This is a genomic window from Streptomyces sp. NBC_01304 (assembly GCF_035975855.1).
Taxonomy (GTDB): domain Bacteria; phylum Actinomycetota; class Actinomycetes; order Streptomycetales; family Streptomycetaceae; genus Streptomyces.
On record NZ_CP109055.1, the window covers coordinates 1,220,138 to 1,236,759 of the forward strand.

At 70.9% G+C, this 16,622-nt stretch carries 13 protein-coding genes; 8 read left to right on the plus strand and 5 right to left on the minus strand.

Features of this window, described 5'->3' with window-relative positions; all coding sequences use genetic code 11:
* Nucleotides 1–34 precede the first annotated feature (34 nt).
* From OG430_RS05340 to OG430_RS05350, 3 genes are all read left to right on the plus strand, one after another.
* Complete coding sequence (locus OG430_RS05340; protein WP_327351241.1) at nt 35–448, plus strand: hypothetical protein; 414 nt, start codon at nt 35–37, stop codon at nt 446–448.
* Entirely contained in the window at nt 448–4,224 is a 3,777-nt protein-coding gene (locus OG430_RS05345) for an nSTAND1 domain-containing NTPase (protein WP_327351242.1), read from the plus strand. The genes OG430_RS05340 and OG430_RS05345 overlap by 1 nt, the downstream gene beginning before the upstream one ends.
* 97 nt (nt 4,225–4,321) lie before the next feature.
* Nucleotides 4,322–5,455 (plus strand): acyltransferase family protein, encoded by a 1,134-nt coding sequence (locus tag OG430_RS05350; protein ID WP_327351243.1) that lies wholly within the window; start codon nt 4,322–4,324, stop codon nt 5,453–5,455.
* A gap of 3 nt (nt 5,456–5,458) precedes the next feature.
* On the opposite strand, the gene OG430_RS05355 is transcribed toward OG430_RS05350, so the two are convergent.
* Nucleotides 5,459–6,166, minus strand: a complete 708-nt coding sequence (locus tag OG430_RS05355; protein WP_327351244.1) for a S1 family peptidase — start codon at nt 6,164–6,166, stop codon at nt 5,459–5,461.
* A gap of 687 nt (nt 6,167–6,853) precedes the next feature.
* Between OG430_RS05355 and OG430_RS05360 the strand changes: the two genes are divergently transcribed.
* Nucleotides 6,854–7,321, plus strand: a complete 468-nt coding sequence (locus OG430_RS05360) for a hypothetical protein (RefSeq protein ID WP_327351245.1) — start codon at nt 6,854–6,856, stop codon at nt 7,319–7,321.
* Between the two features lie 225 nt (nt 7,322–7,546).
* On the plus strand, nt 7,547–10,069 hold the full coding sequence (locus OG430_RS05365; RefSeq protein WP_327351246.1) for a polysaccharide lyase family 8 super-sandwich domain-containing protein: 2,523 nt from the start codon (nt 7,547–7,549) through the stop codon (nt 10,067–10,069).
* Nucleotides 10,070–10,121: 52 nt separating this feature from the next.
* Here OG430_RS05365 and OG430_RS05370 read toward each other — a convergent pair whose 3' ends face one another.
* Complete coding sequence (locus tag OG430_RS05370; RefSeq protein WP_327358963.1) at nt 10,122–10,997, minus strand: LysR substrate-binding domain-containing protein; 876 nt, start codon at nt 10,995–10,997, stop codon at nt 10,122–10,124.
* Between the two features lie 168 nt (nt 10,998–11,165).
* Between OG430_RS05370 and kdgD the strand changes: the two genes are divergently transcribed.
* Both kdgD and OG430_RS05380 read left to right on the plus strand, forming a co-directional pair.
* Nucleotides 11,166–12,080 (plus strand): 5-dehydro-4-deoxyglucarate dehydratase, encoded by a 915-nt coding sequence (kdgD, locus tag OG430_RS05375; protein WP_327351247.1) that lies wholly within the window; start codon nt 11,166–11,168, stop codon nt 12,078–12,080.
* 53 nt (nt 12,081–12,133) lie between these two features.
* On the plus strand, nt 12,134–13,336 hold the full coding sequence (locus OG430_RS05380; RefSeq protein ID WP_327351248.1) for an L-talarate/galactarate dehydratase: 1,203 nt from the start codon (nt 12,134–12,136) through the stop codon (nt 13,334–13,336).
* 4 nt (nt 13,337–13,340) lie between these two features.
* On the opposite strand, the gene OG430_RS05385 is transcribed toward OG430_RS05380, so the two are convergent.
* Together OG430_RS05385 and OG430_RS05390 are read right to left on the minus strand one after the other, a co-directional pair.
* Nucleotides 13,341–14,222 (minus strand): preprotein translocase subunit SecD, encoded by an 882-nt coding sequence (locus OG430_RS05385; protein WP_327351249.1) that lies wholly within the window; start codon nt 14,220–14,222, stop codon nt 13,341–13,343.
* 66 nt (nt 14,223–14,288) lie between these two features.
* Complete coding sequence (locus tag OG430_RS05390; RefSeq protein ID WP_327351250.1) at nt 14,289–14,711, minus strand: hypothetical protein; 423 nt, start codon at nt 14,709–14,711, stop codon at nt 14,289–14,291.
* 95 nt (nt 14,712–14,806) lie between these two features.
* Between OG430_RS05390 and OG430_RS05395 the strand changes: the two genes are divergently transcribed.
* Nucleotides 14,807–15,187 carry a DUF1801 domain-containing protein gene (locus OG430_RS05395; RefSeq protein ID WP_327351251.1) on the plus strand — a complete coding sequence of 127 codons (381 nt, stop codon included), beginning with the start codon at nt 14,807–14,809 and terminating at the stop codon, nt 15,185–15,187.
* A 53-nt stretch (nt 15,188–15,240) separates the two neighbouring features.
* Here OG430_RS05395 and OG430_RS05400 read toward each other — a convergent pair whose 3' ends face one another.
* A complete protein-coding gene (locus OG430_RS05400) occupies nt 15,241–16,560 on the minus strand; it encodes a hypothetical protein (RefSeq protein ID WP_327351252.1) in 1,320 nt (439 codons plus the stop codon).
* Between the last annotated feature and the right edge of the window lie 62 nt (nt 16,561–16,622).

Consider the following 16,622-nt stretch of genomic DNA (forward strand, 5'->3'; position numbering starts at 1 on the left):
GCGTGGTGGGCGGAGTCCGTACGTGGGGGGTGCGATGGATCCGATTGTGCTGGCGACGGGAACCGCCCTGGTGGGGGCCATGGCCACCGACGCATGGGAGCAAGCCCGGTCTGCCGTGATCGCGGTCTGGCGTCGCGTGCGGCCGGCACAGGTCGATGAGATCGACGAGGAGCTCGTCGAGGCCCGCGCCCGAGTACTGACAGCCCGTCAAACCGGAGCGGCAGAGGCCGAACTGGCCTTGACGGCGGGCTGGCAGAACCGGCTGCAGTCCCTGCTGCGGGAGAATCCGGCGGTCGCCGGCGAGTTGCGCGAACTGCTCGACGCACAGCTGACTCCCCTGCTGACCCGCCAGGAGCAGACCCGGATCGGGACACTGACGATGAGGGCGAAGGCCACCGGCCACACCCGTGTGTATCAGGCGGGCCGCGACCAGCACATCACCGAGTGATGAACGACTTCGAGGACCGGCCGCCGGGCGACGGCGAAGGGGTTCCTCCGCAGGCCCGGGCATCCGGCCGAAGCCGCATCTACCAGGCCCGACGGGACCAGTACATCGCGGAGCGGGATCTGCACGTCCACTACACCGACGGCGTGCGCCGATCCCGCCGAAGCACCACCGTCGCAGCCTCGACGGCGGACGAGTGCCCTTACCCGGGGCTGGCTTCATTCGGTGCGGAGCAGGTGCGTTGGTTCTTCGGCAGGGACACGGTCACGGCGAGCATTCTGGTGCGCCTGGACGAACTCATGGCCACGGGCGGGCCGTTGATGGTGGTGGCCCCGTCCGGTGCGGGCAAATCCTCGGTGCTGCGGGCCGGTCTGCTCCCCGCTCTGGCCCGTGGCGCCCTGCCGGCCGCGGGGTCGGAGGACTGGCCACGCCTGTTGTTCACCCCCGGCACCCGTCCGTGCACGGTCTTGGCCGAGCAGCTGGCCCATGGCTCGGGTGTCGGTCCGCAGCAGATGACCGAGGCGCTGGCAGCAGACCCGCAGGCGTGCATGGACCTGCTCCGCACAGCGCTACGGGCGCCGGGCGCCGGCCCGGGTCGGCCGGACCGGCGGCTGGTGGTCGTGGTCGACCAACTGGAGGAGCTGTTCAGCGAGTGCGAGGACGAGCAGGAGCAGCGCGACTTCGTCGGCGTCCTCGATGCCCTCGCACGGCCCGCCACCCCTGGCACGGGCCCGACCGCACTGGTGATCTGCGGGCTGCGCTCGGACTTCTACACGCCGTGCGCCGGCCATCCATGGCTGCGCACCGCGTTGCAGGACCGCCAGATACTGGTCGGCCCCATGACGGAGACCGAACTGCGCGAAGCGGTCCTCTTCCCGGCCAGGACCGAAGGGCTGGACATCGAGCCGGGCCTGGTCGAACTCCTCCTGCGTGATCTCGGCGCACCGCCCGGCGCCGGCCCGCCAGGAGCGTACGAGGCCGGACGTCTGCCGCTCCTGGCGCACGCCCTGCGCGCCACCTGGCAGCGACGGGACGGCCACACCCTCACCGTGGACGGCTACCGGGACACCGGCGGCATCGGCCGCGCCGTCGCCGCCACCGCCGAACGCCTCTACACCGGCCTGGATCCACCCGCGCAGCACTCCGCTCGTGCGGTCTTCCTGCGCCTGGTGAAGATCGGCGACGGCATCGAGGACACCCGGCGCCGACTGCCCTTCGCCGTTCTGCGGAATGCCTGCGGTGCCCCGGAGTCCTGCGACAGGATCGTCGGCACGTTCACCCGAAGCCGCCTCCTCACCCGGCACCAGGACACCGTCGAGATCACGCACGAGGCTCTGCTGCACGCCTGGCCCCGGTTGCGGCAGTGGCTCGGCGAGGACCGGGCAGGTCACCTCATTCATCAGGATCTCGAAGAGGCAGCCGCCGGTTGGGACGTTGCCCGCCGCGACAGCACGATGCTCTACCGCGGCGCCCGGCTGGAAGCAGTCCGCACCTGGGCCGTCCGGTCCCAGCAGTCCCCCACCAGTTCCACCGCCTCGGAGTTCCTCAAGGCCGCCACCCGTCAGGAACGACGCGGCACCCGGGTTCGCCGCACAATCATCGCCGTCCTGGCCTCCCTGTCGCTCGTCGCTTCGGCCGCCGCGGTCTTCGCCTTCCAGCAGCGCGCGGACGCCCAGGGGCAACGTGACAACGTCATCTTCAACCGCATCACGTCCGAGGCCGAGCGGCTGTACGACAGCCAGTCCTCAGTCGCCGCCCGGTTCGACCTGGTGGCGCATCGCCTGCGGGCCGATGACCAGGACGTACGCACGCGTCTGATCGCTGACGCGAACGGCCCCTTGTCCATGCCGCTGCACGGCCACAAGGGTTCCGTCAACGCGGTGGCGTTCAGCCCGGACGGAAAGACGCTGGCAAGTGCCGGCAACGACGGCACGGTCCGGCTCTGGAAGTCGGCCAGTTCAGGTATCCCCCCGCTGCCGCTGGGACGGCCCCTGCAGCACGACTCGACCGTCGACAGCATGGCGTTCAGCCTGGACGGGCGCACACTCGTCGCAGCAGGGATCGGCGGTGCGGTTCGGCAGTGGAACGTGACGACACCGGCTCGTCCCCGGCCCCTGCGACAAGTCATGGGTCATTCCGCCGTCATCGCCTCGGTGGCACTGAGCCCCGACGGCCGCACCGTGGCCATCGCCGATTTCACGGGGCCCCTGCAACTGTGGAAGCTCAATGATCCGGCCCACCGCGGCCCGCTCGGCAAACCCCTGGCGACCACCGTCCATACCGTGGCGTTCAGCCCCGACGGACATGTGCTGGCCGCCGCCGACCGTGGTGGGCTCCGGCTGTGGAACGTGCGGGACCCGGCCCGCCCCACTCCACTCGGGAAACCCCTCAAGGCCGTCGCCAACACCATGGTGTTCAGTCCGGACGGGAACACCCTCGCCACCGCCGGGAACGACAACACGCTGAGCCTGTGGAGTCTGGCCGACGACGCGCCGCAGCCCAGACTCCTCGGCGGCCCCCTGGCCGACAACACGAGCGCGATCAGGTCGATGGCCTTCAGCCCCGACGGACACACCCTCGCTACCGCGGGAGGGGACACGGTCCGACTGTGGAATCTGACCGATCCGTACGATCCCACCTCCCTGGGAAAGCCGCTGGCCGGGCATACCGAAGGCGTGCGCTCGGTGGCCTTCAGCCCCGACGGACACACCCTCGCCAGCGCAGGCGGTGGCGGAACCACCCTGCTGTGGAACCTTCCACGCACGATTGTGACCTCGGCCCACGATCCCCTGGCGTTCGGCCCGGACGCGAGCACGCTCGCCACCGCCGGAGAGCACGGCGAGCTGCGGCTGTGGAAGACGGCAGACTCGGCCGGCCCCACCCCGCTGGGCAGACCCACGGTCGACCACACCGGAGAGATCCACTCGGTGGCCTTCAGCCCCGACCGGCGCACCCTTGCCACGGGGGCCGACAGGGCAGTGCGGCTGTGGAATGTGGCCGACCCGGCCCGGCCCGCACCGCTCGGTGCCGAACTGATTACCGGGCAGGCAAACATGTGGTCGCTGGCGTTCAGCCCCGACGGGCGGGTGCTGGCGGGCGGCGGGCAGGACCACACGGTGCGGCTGTGGGACGTGGCGGATCCGGTACGCCCCAGGCAGCTCGGCACGCCCCTCACCGGCCACGCGGCCCCTGTTCACTCGGTGGCCTTCAGCCCTGACGGGCACACCCTGGCGTCCGCCGGCGACGACAGGACGGTCCGCCTGTGGAAGGTGGCCGATCCGGCCCGCCCCACGGCACTCGGGGCACCTCTCAAAGCCACGGCCCATGCGCTGGCGTTCAGCCCCGACGGACAGACTCTCGCCGCCGCCGGCGGTGCGGCGGTACAGCTGTGGAGTCTCGCCGGGGCCGACCGCCCCACGATCCTGTCACCGCCCTTGGCTGTCGGCGACGACGACCTTCACGCCCTGGCGTTCAGCCCCACCGGAGGCACGCTGGCCGCCGGCGGTTCGGGCGCGGTGGTGCGGTTGTGGAACCTGGGCGACCGGGCTCGGCCGACCCCGCAGGGCGAACCCCTCACCGGCCATACCAGCACCATCCAGTCCCTGGCCTTCAGCCCCGACGGGCACACGTTGGCCAGCGGCGGGATCGACGTGCGACTCTGGGAGTTGGACGTCGACCGGGCCGCACGCCGTGTCTGCGACGCCACCGCCGGCACGCTCACCCGGGGTGAATGGCAGCTCCACTTCCCGGAGATCCCGTTCACGGCGCCGTGCACCTGACGCCCGTACCCCTTGTCCCGCGCATGCTCCCGCGTCTCCTGGGCAACCGAGCTGGAACAGGTGCCGACCCACGGCGCCCGGAACCGCCAGGGGAGAGATGCAGCAACTGGACCGTCCTACGCAGCCCGCAGCGGCGAACAACCCGGCAACGGACCCGGGCCGGGCGGCCGAGGGGGCGGGCGGCGGTTCGCGGGAGCGCGACGCGTACTTCGACAACGTCAAGTTCCTGACGATCGTGCTCGTCGTCTGCGGTCACGCCTGGGAGCCCCTCACCTACGGCAGCCGCGCCGCCACCGCGCTCTACCTCCTCGTGTACGCCTTCCACATGCCCGCCTTCGCCCTGGTCTCGGGCTACTTCTCGCGCACCTTCGACACCGCGCCGAAGCGGCTGCGCCGCCTGGTCACAAGCGTCGTCGTGCCGTACCTCGTCTTCGAGACGGCGTACACGCTGTTCTACCGCTGGGCGCAGGACGATCCGCACTATCCGCTGAGCCTGCTCGATCCCTGGTATGTCATGTGGTTTCTGCTCGCGCTGTTCATCTGGCGCCTGAGCACGCCGATCTGGCTGGCGCTGCGCCCCGCGGTCGCGGTGGCCGCCTCCGTCGCGGTGGCCGCGCTGGCCTCGGCCTCGCCCGGTCTCGGCGGCGATCTGGCGCTGCAGCGGGTGCTCGCGTTCCTGCCGGCCTTCGTGGTGGGGCTTGTGCTGCGGCCCGAGCATTTCGCGTGGGTACGTTCCCGGGGAGTGCGGCTTGCCGCGCTGCCGGCCGGAGTTGGGGCTCTGGTGGCGGCGTATTGGGCTGCGCCCTGGTTCGACTCGGGGTGGTTCTACCATCGCGGCGATGTGACCGGGCGCGGGGTGCCGGCCTGGGCGGGGCTGATCGCGACGCCCGCGCTGTTCGGGCTCGCGCTGCTCCTTTCGGCGTGCTTCCTGGCGTGGGTGCCGGGCCGGCGGCGCTGGTTCACTTCGCTGGGCGCGGGCACGCTCTACGCGTATCTGCTGCACGGCTTCCTGATCAAGTCCGCCCGCTTCTGGGACTGGTACGCCCACCCGTGGCTACACACGCCGCTCGGCGAGCTCGCCGTGACGGCCGCCGCGGTCACGGTGGCGACGGTGCTGTGCACGCTGCCGGTGCGGCGCGCGTTCCGGCTCGTGGTGGAGCCGAGCGTGTCCTGGGTGTTCCGGCGGGAGCCCGCGGTGGGTGCGGGCTCCGGTGCCGCCGGTCCCCGCTAGCAGTCAGTAGAGCGAGAGGCCGTACGCGGACAGCGCCTCGGTGACGGGCTGGTAGTAAGTCGTGCCCCCAGTGGCGCAGTTGCCGCTCGCCCCGACGATGAGGCCGAGGGCCGTGGTGCCGGAGAACGCGGGACCGCCGAGGTCGCCGGGCTCGGAGCAGATGGTGGAGCGGAAGAGTCCGCTCACCGTGCCTTCGGGATAGGAGATCGTGACGTTCACCGCCTGCACCCTGCCGCAGTGGTATCCGCTCGCCCTGCCGACGTGGCACAGGGACTGCCCCACGGTGGGGTTGGCCGCGCCGGTGATGTCGCGGACGCCCGAGGAGCCGAGGCTGACCTCGCCCGGGTAGGTGAGCGTGGTGTTGGTGTAGCGGATCGCCGCGAAGTCGTTGCCGGGGAAGCTCACCGCCTGGGTGACGCCGATCTGGACCGTCCTCGCCGTGTCCGCGTACCAGGTGCTGCCGCCCTGGACGCAGTGGCCGGAGAGCAGGGCGTAAGTGGCGCTTCCCTTGCGGGCGTTGAAGCCGACCGTGCAGCGGCCGCCGTGGTCGCCGTAGATCACGTCACCGCCGCGCACCGCGGTCGCCGCCGGGCCCGCGCGGCCCGTAGCGTAGGCGGGGCCGGCGATGGTCAGCCCGGCGAGCAGCAGGGCCAGTACGGCGAGGGTCGAGCCGATGAAGGTCGAGCCGATGAGGGCAGGGCGTGGCCGCATGGCCGCCTCCGGTACGAGCGTCAGGTCTCCCGGCGAGCGTGTCCCTGCCATTGTGTGGTGAGGGGGCGAGCTGCGACAGGTTCCGGTGGAGCTTCGGCCGGCACTGGTGGTGTATCGGCCGCCTCCGGTGGCATTTCGGCCGAGTTCGATGGCGCATCGGCCGAACTCCCGCGGCGAACCGGCCAGTTCCAGCGTCGAAGTCCGGCCATCCCTGTGAACAGATGCCCGACTTCCGTCCGGCCGCCGCGCGCGGCGACGACAGGCGGAAGCGGGCGCTCCACCGTTTGCCGTCGTTTGCCGCCCTTCACACCCCTCTCCCAAGTCCCTCGGGGCATACACACCCTCGGGCTTCAACTTCCCTTCATGTCAGGTGATTTGGGTCACCCCGCGAGGCGATCCCCGCCTCTTGCGCAGTCGCGCGTCCCGTTGGCGCACGCATCGCCTCACGCTCAGCGAGGGCCCGATCGCCTGCCGTACCGGCCACGGCCCGCAGACCACTCTCGGCCAAACCCCCGGCGCATATGCCGCTGGCGCCGGGCCCGGCAGGACAATGGTTGAAGAGCGGAAGGAGCTGTCGTTTCCCGGCAGTTCCCTGCGATCCCGCCCGCACCACCGTACTGACCCCGCAACACCGGCACGGCACCGGCCGAACCGCCCGACGGGCGGTCGTCACAGGGGGGAGCGGCAGTGCACGACGAGTTCCTGTGCGAGGTCACCGGGTACGGCGTCCACCGGGGCCGGCGCATCGGGGTGCCCCTGGGCACCTATCGCGCACCGTCGCTGCCGCTGGCGCTGTGGTGGCTGCGCGAGCGCGCCACCTGGCTCGCCGAGCGGCTCGACCCGACGCCCGACACCACGCGACTGCCGCCGGCCGCCCTGGCCCCGGTGCCGCCCGGGACTCCCGACGCGCCCACCGAACTGCGGGCCTGGCGCAGCGACCCGGTGCGTCAGGAGGTCGTGGCGGTGCAGCTGGCGAGCGGTCTCCTGGTGCGCTTCGTCGCCCACGACGAGACCACGGAGTACGAGCTCCTCGCCGAGTCCGTCGACGCGCTGCGGATGCGCCGGGTGGCTCCGGCACTGCCGCCCGGCAACCGGCGGCTGCCGCTCGGGCGGACACACAGCCCGCTCGCGCTGCCCTACCGGCCCAGGGCGTAGAGCCTGTCTTCAAACTCCCGTCTGCCTCGCGACGCCTGGCACGCTCCCCCAAGCTCTTCGAGCAGGGGGGACCCCCTCTCGCCGCAAGGCCGCCCTTCGGGCGACGACGGGAGTTTGAAGACAGGCCCTAGGTCCGTTCGTCGGCGGATGCCCGACTCCCCACCCTTGTCGGCCCTTCGGGGATCTGCTTGACTCCGCCGCCGGAACCCAGCGACGGAGGTCGGCATGGAGCTCACCCGCAGACATCTGCTGTCCGCACTGTCGGCCGCAGGCCTGCTCACCGTGCTGCCCGCATGGCCGGCGGCCGCCGCCGACCGTGGGCGGCTGCTCGCCAACACCGTGGCGGTGTTCGCGGGCACCGCCGACTCCAACGCCCGGCCCGAGACGGCCGCCAAGCTGGCCGCGATCGAGAAGACCGCGCGCGCCAACCTCGCGGCGATGGACGCGGCGGGCCCGGACGAACTGTTCGCGGGCCTGGTCCTCGGCACCAGCGAGACCAACCTCAACACCGCGTTCCGCCGGCTGTACGAGATCGCACTCGCCACCCGCGCACCCGGAATCCCCGCCGACCTGTACGACAGCACGCCCGTACAACGCCGTGTCATCGACGGCCTGGTGTGGCTGCACGAGCGCTACTACGGCGACCAGTCCAAGGGCTACTACGGCAACTGGTTCCACTGGGAGATCGGCATCCCTCAGCACATCAGCCGCACTCTGGTGCTGCTCCTCGACCGGCTCGGCGAATACCGCCCGGACCTCGTCCGCACCTACGTCGCCTCGATGGACGCCTATCTGCGCAACGGCATCGACGGGGACGTGAACCTCGACTCCCGCTTCCACACGGGAGCCAACCTCGCGGACATCACGACGAACAGGATCCTGCAGGGCGCGGTCCTGGACGACGAGGCCCGCATCCGCAAGGCCCTCACCGACCAGCTGACGGTGTTCGTCACGATCGACCCGTACCACCTCAACCACCAGGTGACGGACGGCCATTACGCCGACGGGTCGTTCATCCAGCACTCCTCGGTCGCCTACACCGGCTCCTACGGCAAGGGCCTGCTCACCCGGGTCGTACAGACCCTGAAGATCCTCGACGGCAGCGGCTTCGCGCACGGCGACAACCTGGTGCCGGTGGTGCGGGGCTGGGTGCGGGACGGCTTCGCGCCGCTGATCTTCGAGGGCTGGATGATGGAGATCGTCAAGGGCCGGGCGGTGTCCCGGCCGGAGACCGGCTACACCGATGTCGCCGTGGTCGTCGAGGCCGTCGTCGATCTGTCCTCGCTGGCGAGCGGCGCGGACGCGACCGCGCTCAAGAGCTACGTCAAGCACATCCGCGCCACCTCGCGCGCCGCCCTGGACCCGACCGCGTTCGTCTCACCGGTCAGCATCGTGCGCTACACGGCGCTCCTCGCCGACGAGGCGATCCCGCCCGCGGACCTCAACCCGGCCGCGCGCAGCGTCGCGTTCAACGCCATGGACCGCGCGGTGCACCGCAGACCGGGGTACGCGTTCGCGCTCGCCCGCAGCTCCGCGCGGATCAGCAAGTACGAGTACATGCTCGGCGAGAACCTGATGCCCTGGTTCCAGGGCGAGGGCGCCCACTACCTCTATCTCGCCGGGCAGGACCAGACCCAGGCCTTCGGCGTGGACTACTACACGACCGTCTCGCCGTACGGCCTTGCCGGGGTGACGGCGCCGGTCGAACAGCGGGGCACCGTACCGGAGTTGTACGGGAAGCAGTTCTACGACAACCCCGGGCACCCGCTGAACTTCACCTCGTCCTCGGAGTCGCAGAACAAGTACGTCTACTTCCCGCGCGGTACCGCCGAACACTCCGGTGGTGCGGTGCTCGGCGCGTACGGGGTTGCGGCGATGGTGCAGTCCGACGACGTCGGGGTGCGGGACCGGGCATTGCTCCCGGACGACTTCGTGACGTACCGCAATGCGACGGCGACGAAGTCGTGGTTCCTGTTCGACGAAGAGATCGTGGTGCTCGCGGCCGGGGTCGGCGACCCGGCGGGGCGGGCGGTGACGACGACGCTCGACACCCGGATCGCGGCGCCGGACGGTGAGCTCCGGCTCGTCGGGGTGCGGCGTGACGGCCGCCCGTGGAACGGTCCCGGTACCGCCGAGCTGCGCAGCCTGCTCATGACCGACTCCACCACGAAGAGCTCGGTCGGCTATCTCTTCCTCGACACTCCCCCGGTGCGGGTCTCCGCGGACCGGGTCACCCGCAGCCGGCGCGTGGTGCGTGCCGCGAACCCCGACACGGCCGTCACCCGCACGGTCTTCGGCATCACCGTCGAGCACTCCCCCGGCGCCGAACCCGCCCGGCTCGCCTATGCGTTGCTGCCGAACGCGGACGAGTCCCGCGTGCGCGCGTACGCCGAGGGGCCGCTGCACGTCGTGGCGAACTCCACCCGCCGGCAGGCCGTCGTCCACACCGGACTCGGCCTGACGGCCGTGAACACGTTCACGCCCGGCCGGCACGAGGTCGCCGGACTGCGCATCGACGGCCCCGCTTCGGTGCTGCTGCGGCGTGCGCGCCACGGCCGGGTCAGCCTCGCGGTCGCGGATCCGACGACGGGGCGCGACACCATCGAAGTGCTGATCCGGGGGCGGCGGCTGAAGCAGGTCTCCGCGGACGAGGGCGTGCTGGTGCGTGCGGTGCCCGGCGGCACCCTGGTCGAGGTCACGACCCGGCATGCGTACGGGCGCAGCTTCACGGCCGAACTGCGGGAGTGAGGAGCCCTCCGGTCCGGCTCACAAGTGCTGGAGCAGGGCGTCTGCCGGCGGCTCACAAGTGCTGGAGCAAGGCGTGCAGCGCAGGATTGTCGTTGCTCCGGCGCCAGGCGAGCATCAGCTCGACCGGGGCGGGCGCGGTGAGCCGTACGTCCCGGAACACCACGCCCGCATAGCGCAGGCTGGCGGCGGTCTCGGGGACGAGGGCGATGCCCCAGCCGCCGTTGACCAGGGCGAGGATGCTGTGCACCTGGCTCAGGTACTGGGTGAAGACCGGGGTGATGCGGGCGGCGCGGAAGACGCTGATCAGCTGTTCGTGGAAGTAGCGCGCCTCGATCGGCGAGTACATCAGCACGTCCTGCCCGTCGAAGGCGGCGATGTCCAGCGGCTCCTGGCCCTCGGCGAGGGGGTGTCTGGCGGGCAGCGCCGCGACGAGCTTCTCCCTCGCGGCAATGCGGGACGCCAGATCGGGATCGGTCACCGGCGGCCGCACCAGGCCGAGGTCCAGGCTCGATTCGGCGAGCGCCTCGAACTGGTCGCGGGTGACCATCTCGCGCAGCACGATCTCGACGGCCGGCATGGCCAGGCGGGCCGTGTCCAGGAGCCGGTCGAGCATCGCGTACGCGCCCCCGGCGGTGAAGCCGATGGCGATGCTGCCCGCCTCGCCGGTGGACACCTGACGCACGGCGAGCGTGGCCTGCTCGGCCTGGCGCAGGATGCGCCGGGCCTCGTGCAGGAAGGCGCGGCCCGCGGGCGTCATCCGCACGGAACGGTTGGTGCGGTCGAAGAGCTGGACCCCCAAGTAGCCCTCCAGGAGCTGTATTTGGCGGCTCAGCGGTGGCTGGGTCATCTGCAGACGTTCGGCGGCCCGCCCGAAGTGGAGCTCTTCGGCGACCGCCACGAAGTTCGTCAGCTGGGCGAGCGTGAACAATGATGCCTTCCCGGTATCAGTGGATGCCATTTTCGTGTTGGACGGGAATCGCTGCGTGATCCTAGCCTCGGCAGCACGCCCACCGATACGGCGTTGACCGGTTCCCTCGCGAACATCCGCATCAACGCCCGTATCACTCGCCTTGCGCCGCTTGAGGAGTTCGAGACCATGTCGCAGTTTTCGCCCGAAGAGGTCGCGACGAAGCTGGGCAGCGGTCTGCTGTCCTTCCCCGTCACCCACTTCCACGACGACTTCTCCTTCGACGAGTCGGGCTACCGGGAGAACGTCGCCCACCTCAGCGGCTTCGCGCCCGCGGGCCTGTTCGCGGCCGGCGGGACCGGCGAGTTCTTCTCCCTCACCCAGGAGGAGGTCTCGCGGGTCGTCTCCGCCACGGTGCGCGAGGCTCCCGAGGGGCTGCCCGTGATCGCCCCCGCGGGCGGCGGCACCGCGACCGCAGTGGAACTCGCCCGGCAGGCCGAACTGGACGGCGCGCACGCCGTTCTGCTGCTGCCGCCGTATCTGACGGAGGCCTCCCAGGAGGGCCTGGCCGCACACGTGAAGGCGGTGTGCCGGGCGACGCGGCTCGGCGTGATCCTGTACAGCCGGGCCAACGCCGTCTACGACGAGACGACCGTCGCGGAAGTCGCCGAGTCCTGCCCGAACCTCATCGGGTTCAAGGACGGCGTCGGCGACCTGGAGCTGATGACCCGCATCCACGCACGCCTGGGCGAGCGTCTGCTGTACGTGGGCGGGCTGCCCACCGCCGAGACCTTCGCCCTGCCCTATCTGGAGCTGGGCGTCACCACCTATTCGTCCGCCATCTTCAACTTCCTGCCGCGGTTCGCCCTCGACTTCTACGACGCCGTACGCGGCCGCGACACCGCCGAGGTCCACCGGCGCCTGAACGAGTTCGTCCTGCCGTACTGCGCGATCCGCCGTCGCGTCCCCGGCTACGCGGTCGGCATCGTCAAGGCGGGCATGCGGGCGGTCGGGCGCTCCGCCGGTCCGGTACGCACCCCGCTCACCGACCTCACCGAGGTCGAGGTCGCCGAACTGGCCGACCTCGTCAAGAAGGTGTCCTGACCCTCTCCCCGCGCCCCGCCCGCCCTCACCCCTCCCACCCCAAGGACAGAGCCATGACCGCACTCCCCAGCGCCACGGACCGGCCGACCAACCCTGCGCTGCCCGCCGCCCTGCGCCCCGGCGCGGCCACGCTCGACACCATCGCCCGGGTCAGGCTCTCCTCCGTCGTCCTTCCGCTGGCCACGCCGATCAGCGACGCGAAGGTGCTCACCGGTCGCCAGCGCCCCATGACCGAAGTGGCGTTCCTGTTCGCCGAGATCGCGACGAAGGGCGGCCACCACGGGATCGGCTTCAGCTACTCCAAGCGGGCCGGCGGGCCGGGCCAGTTCGCCCACGCACGTGAGATAGCCCCGGTCCTCATCGGTGAAGACCCCAGCGACATCGGCAAGTTGTGGGACAGGCTCGTCTGGGCCGGTGCCTCCGTCGGCCGCAGCGGGCTCGCCACGCAGGCCGTCGCCGCCTTCGACGTCGCCCTGTGGGACCTCAAGGCCAAGCGGGCCGGCCTGCCGCTCGCCAAGCTCCTCGGCGCCCACCGCGACTCGGTGCGCTGCTACAACACCTCGGGCGGCTTCCTGCACACGCCCACCCCCGAGGTCCTGGACAACGCGTCGGCCTCCCTCACCCACGGCATCGGCGGCATCAAGATCAAAGTCGGTCACCCCGACGGCAAGCAGGACCTGCGCCGCCTCACCGCGGTACGCGAGCACCTCGGCGACGACGTACCGCTGATGGTGGACGCCAACCAGCAGTGGGACCGGCCCACCGCACAGCGCATGGGCCGCGCCATGGAGGAGTTCGGGCTCACCTGGATCGAGGAGCCGCTCGACGCGTACGACGCGCAGGGCCATGCGGCGCTCGCCGCGAGCCTCGACACCCCGATCGCCACCGGCGAGATGCTGGCCAGCGTCGCCGAGCACTACGAGCTGATCCGTCAGGGCGCGGCCGACATCGTGCAGCCCGACGCCCCGCGCATCGGCGGCATCACCCAGTTCCTCAAGCTCGCGGCCCTCGCCGACCACCATCACCTGCAACTGGCCCCGCACTTCGCGATGGAGATCCACCTGCATCTCGCGGCGGCCTACCCGCGCGAGCCCTGGGTGGAGCACTTCGACTGGCTCGAGCCGCTGTTCAACGAGCGCCTGGAGACCAGCGAGGGCCGGATGCACGTGCCTTCCCGACCCGGCCTCGGCTTCACCCTCAGCGATCAGGCGCGGGCCTGGACGAAGGACACCTTCGAGGTGGGGGCCCGCGGGTGACCGGTCAGCCGGGCAGGCTGGTCACGCTGTCAACCTTCAGGACTACCGGCAGAGCACCCGCCCGCAGGAAGGCGGCCAGTTCCTCGGCCGACTGCTGGGTGAAGTTGCCGGAGATCTCGGCCTCTCCTTGGGTGAGCGGCTGGCTTACGGACGGCGCGGACAGCACCTCGCCGTCCAGCACGATCGCGAACTGGTTGGCGGGCGGCTGCTGGGCGGCCAGGCGGGCGGTGACGTCGGCGAACTTCTTCGTGCCCTTCGACGTGAACGTCAGGTTCACCTTCCAGGTCGTGATGTTGGAGTCGAACTTCGCGTCCGCGTCGGCCACATCGGTGCCGGCCACGGCAACCGGCCCCAGCCCGTACTCCATGTGGTCGTCCCTTCCACATGCGCCGAGCGGCTTCGACGCCGGGGCCGTTGCCGGCCTGCACCGCTCCCCCGACTCCTGCGGTGTGACGGACTCGACGGGGCGGAAGTCCAGCTGGGCCGTCTGAGCCAGCGCCACCAGCTGTTCTTCGCGCTTCCCCGGGGCGGTGGCGACGATGTCGTTGCCGGCCACCTCGATGCGTACGCCGTCGATCTTCAGGGCCTCGGCACGCCGCCGCATCAGATCGACGGTCTGCTCCAACTCGGCCTTGGTCTGCGGCCGATCGGTGCTGTAGGTGACGGAGGTCAGGCCGCCCTTCGAGGAGCCCCCCGAGGAGTCTCCTGAGGAGTCCCCCGACGATGCGGCGCCGGACTTGCTCCCGGCCGGGAAGGGCAACTTGTCCTGCCCCTTCGGCTCGTCCGACGAGGACCCACCGCACGCGGTCAGCGTGAGCCCCGCGGCGAGAACGGCAGCCGGCACGACCAGCCGTGCGCGGCGAAGACGGCGTCCCTGTGTACTCACATGCTCCCCCGATCACCGAAATCCCGGCGAGTGCCGGCCCCTCCCCCAAGGGTTCCACGACGGCGACTACCCCGGTGGCGGAACCGGAACATGCACGACCTCTTCGTGCCCTTCCCAGCTGAATCTGAGGCGTGAGGGGCGGGACCCGTTGAGGGTGAAGACCCGGGAATCGCCGGGGTGCAGGACGTCACCCACCGGTTCACGCCATCGGACGAGTGCCACGTCGTCGGCGGCCAGGGCCGGCGCGAGGGCGGGAGCCGTGCCTCCGTTCGTCAGCCGGTACGTGCCGGACCCCAGACGACTGATCGCCAGGGCGACCCGCGGCTGCGCGGCCCGCCGATGGAACTCGAGGGCGTCGGCGGCGGTCTGGGCGGAGCGGGTCGAGGCATCGGCGGACCGCTTGCTCTGCAGCAACGCCAAACAGCTGATCACGAGAGCCAACGCGGATGCCCCGACGGCTGCCCATGCCGGTACGGTTCCCCATTCCATGCCCAGACCGTAGCGGCCTCGTCACCGCCTGCCCATGCCGCACACTGGCAGATATAGGGACATCCCGCCGCCGACCGCGAAGAGGACCACACACGATGACGAACCAGAGCGACAAGGTCGACCAGCTCATGGAGAAGGTCGATCACCCGCAGAAGGAAGCCGTCGAGTACCTGCGCTCCGCCATCCTTCAGGCCGACCCGAAGATCACCGAGCAGGTGAAGTGGAACGCGCCGAGCTTCTGCTACGACGGCGTCGACCGGGTGACCTTCCAGCTGAAGTCCACGGACATCCAGCTCATCCTCCACCGGGGAGCCAAGGTGAAGGACGACACCGGGACCTTCTCCTTCGTCGACGACACCGGCCTGATGCAGTGGCGCTCAAGCGACCGGGCCGTGGTCACGTTCAAGGACCTCGACGACATCAAGGAGAGCGAGCCGGCCTTCATCGCTCTGGTCAAGCGCTGGGTCAAGGCATGACGCCTGCCGTGGGCCGGTGACGCGCCGAACATGGGCGGTACCGCCGACGCGGGTCAGCCCGTCACCGTGAACCAGGTCGCCCGCGCCTTCTTCCACTCGGCGTGGGTGAGGTCCTTGGCGGCCGTGCCGTCGCCGTACAGGTCGGCGGAGCCGCTGTCGGTGAGCAGCTGGGCGCGGGCGCCCGGGGCCGTCAGGTCGGGGACGTCGACGACGGCCTCCCAGCCGCCCGGGTCGGCGGTCGGCAGGTCCATCCGCTTGACCGGGGCGTGGCCCGCGATGCCGTCCCACGCGTAGAGGGCGTAGGGGTCGGAGTTGTCATCGGCGGCCCAGGACCCGGCCACGATCAGGTACTGGTCGGCGGCGTTCTTGCGGATGTCGCGGATGCTCAGCCCACCGAGGTCCAGTTCGACGGGGGTGCCGAAGGTCGCCTTGGCACCGGTGACGACCTTGTCGATGTTGGTGATCGGGACGAGCAGTGCCCTGCCGCCAGGCACGGCCGGGGCCAGCGGCGCGCGGAAGCCGAGGTAGGCGGTGGTGGTCGAGCCCGGTGCGAACTCGAGGCCCTCCACGTTGAACCCGTCGATCTGCTTGGGCACCTGGCCGTCGGCCGAGCCCTTCTCGAAGCCGTACCGGCCGCCCGCCGCGACGTCCCAGGCGATCAGGTCGTCCCGGAGCTTCTTGTACGCGCCCCCGTACGTGAGCACCGTGGCCGCGCCGCTGCCGCTGACCTTGGTGGTGAACAGGGTGTTGCGGGCGGCCTTGTACTCGCCGTCCTTGTTGTTGCCGAGCGACGCGGTCCAGTAGATAGTGTCGCCGACGCGGGCGGCGCCCTCGATGTCGACCTCCTTGGTGACGCCGAGCTGGGAGCTGAAGTCCCAGGTCTTCACGGGCGCGCCGGACGCCGAACGGTCGTACAGGCGCAGCACGTTGGACTCGTCGTCGGCCACCACGACGTGCCCGCCGCCGACGTCGACCGCGGCGGAGGCGTCGCTGGAGCCGGTGAAGTAGCGGCTGTCCTGGCCCTGCTGCACGGCGGCGGACGCGGCGTAGTGCAGCGTCCTGGTGGCGGTCGCGCCGTTCACGCCGGTGACCTTCAAGGTCAGATCGGTGTAGCCCTGACCGCGCGCCGAGACCGCGATCCGACGGGTGGGGCCCGTGCCGGTGACGGCCACGTCGCCGGTGCCGGCCACGGAGGACTTGGTGCTCGCCGTGGCGCTCACGGTGAGCGCGGAGGCTTCGGCGCCGCTCTGCGCGACGGTCGCGGTCACCGTCGGGTCTCCGCTCGCGCCGACCGCTCCGGACAGGTACTCCGCCGACAGCGAGATCGTCGGCGTGCCGTAACTCGCGCTCTGCGCGGGGGTGCCCATCGTCATGAATGCGAGCGTAAGGGCGATACCGGTCACGGCAAGGCCTCTGCGGCCTCGGGGGGAAACAT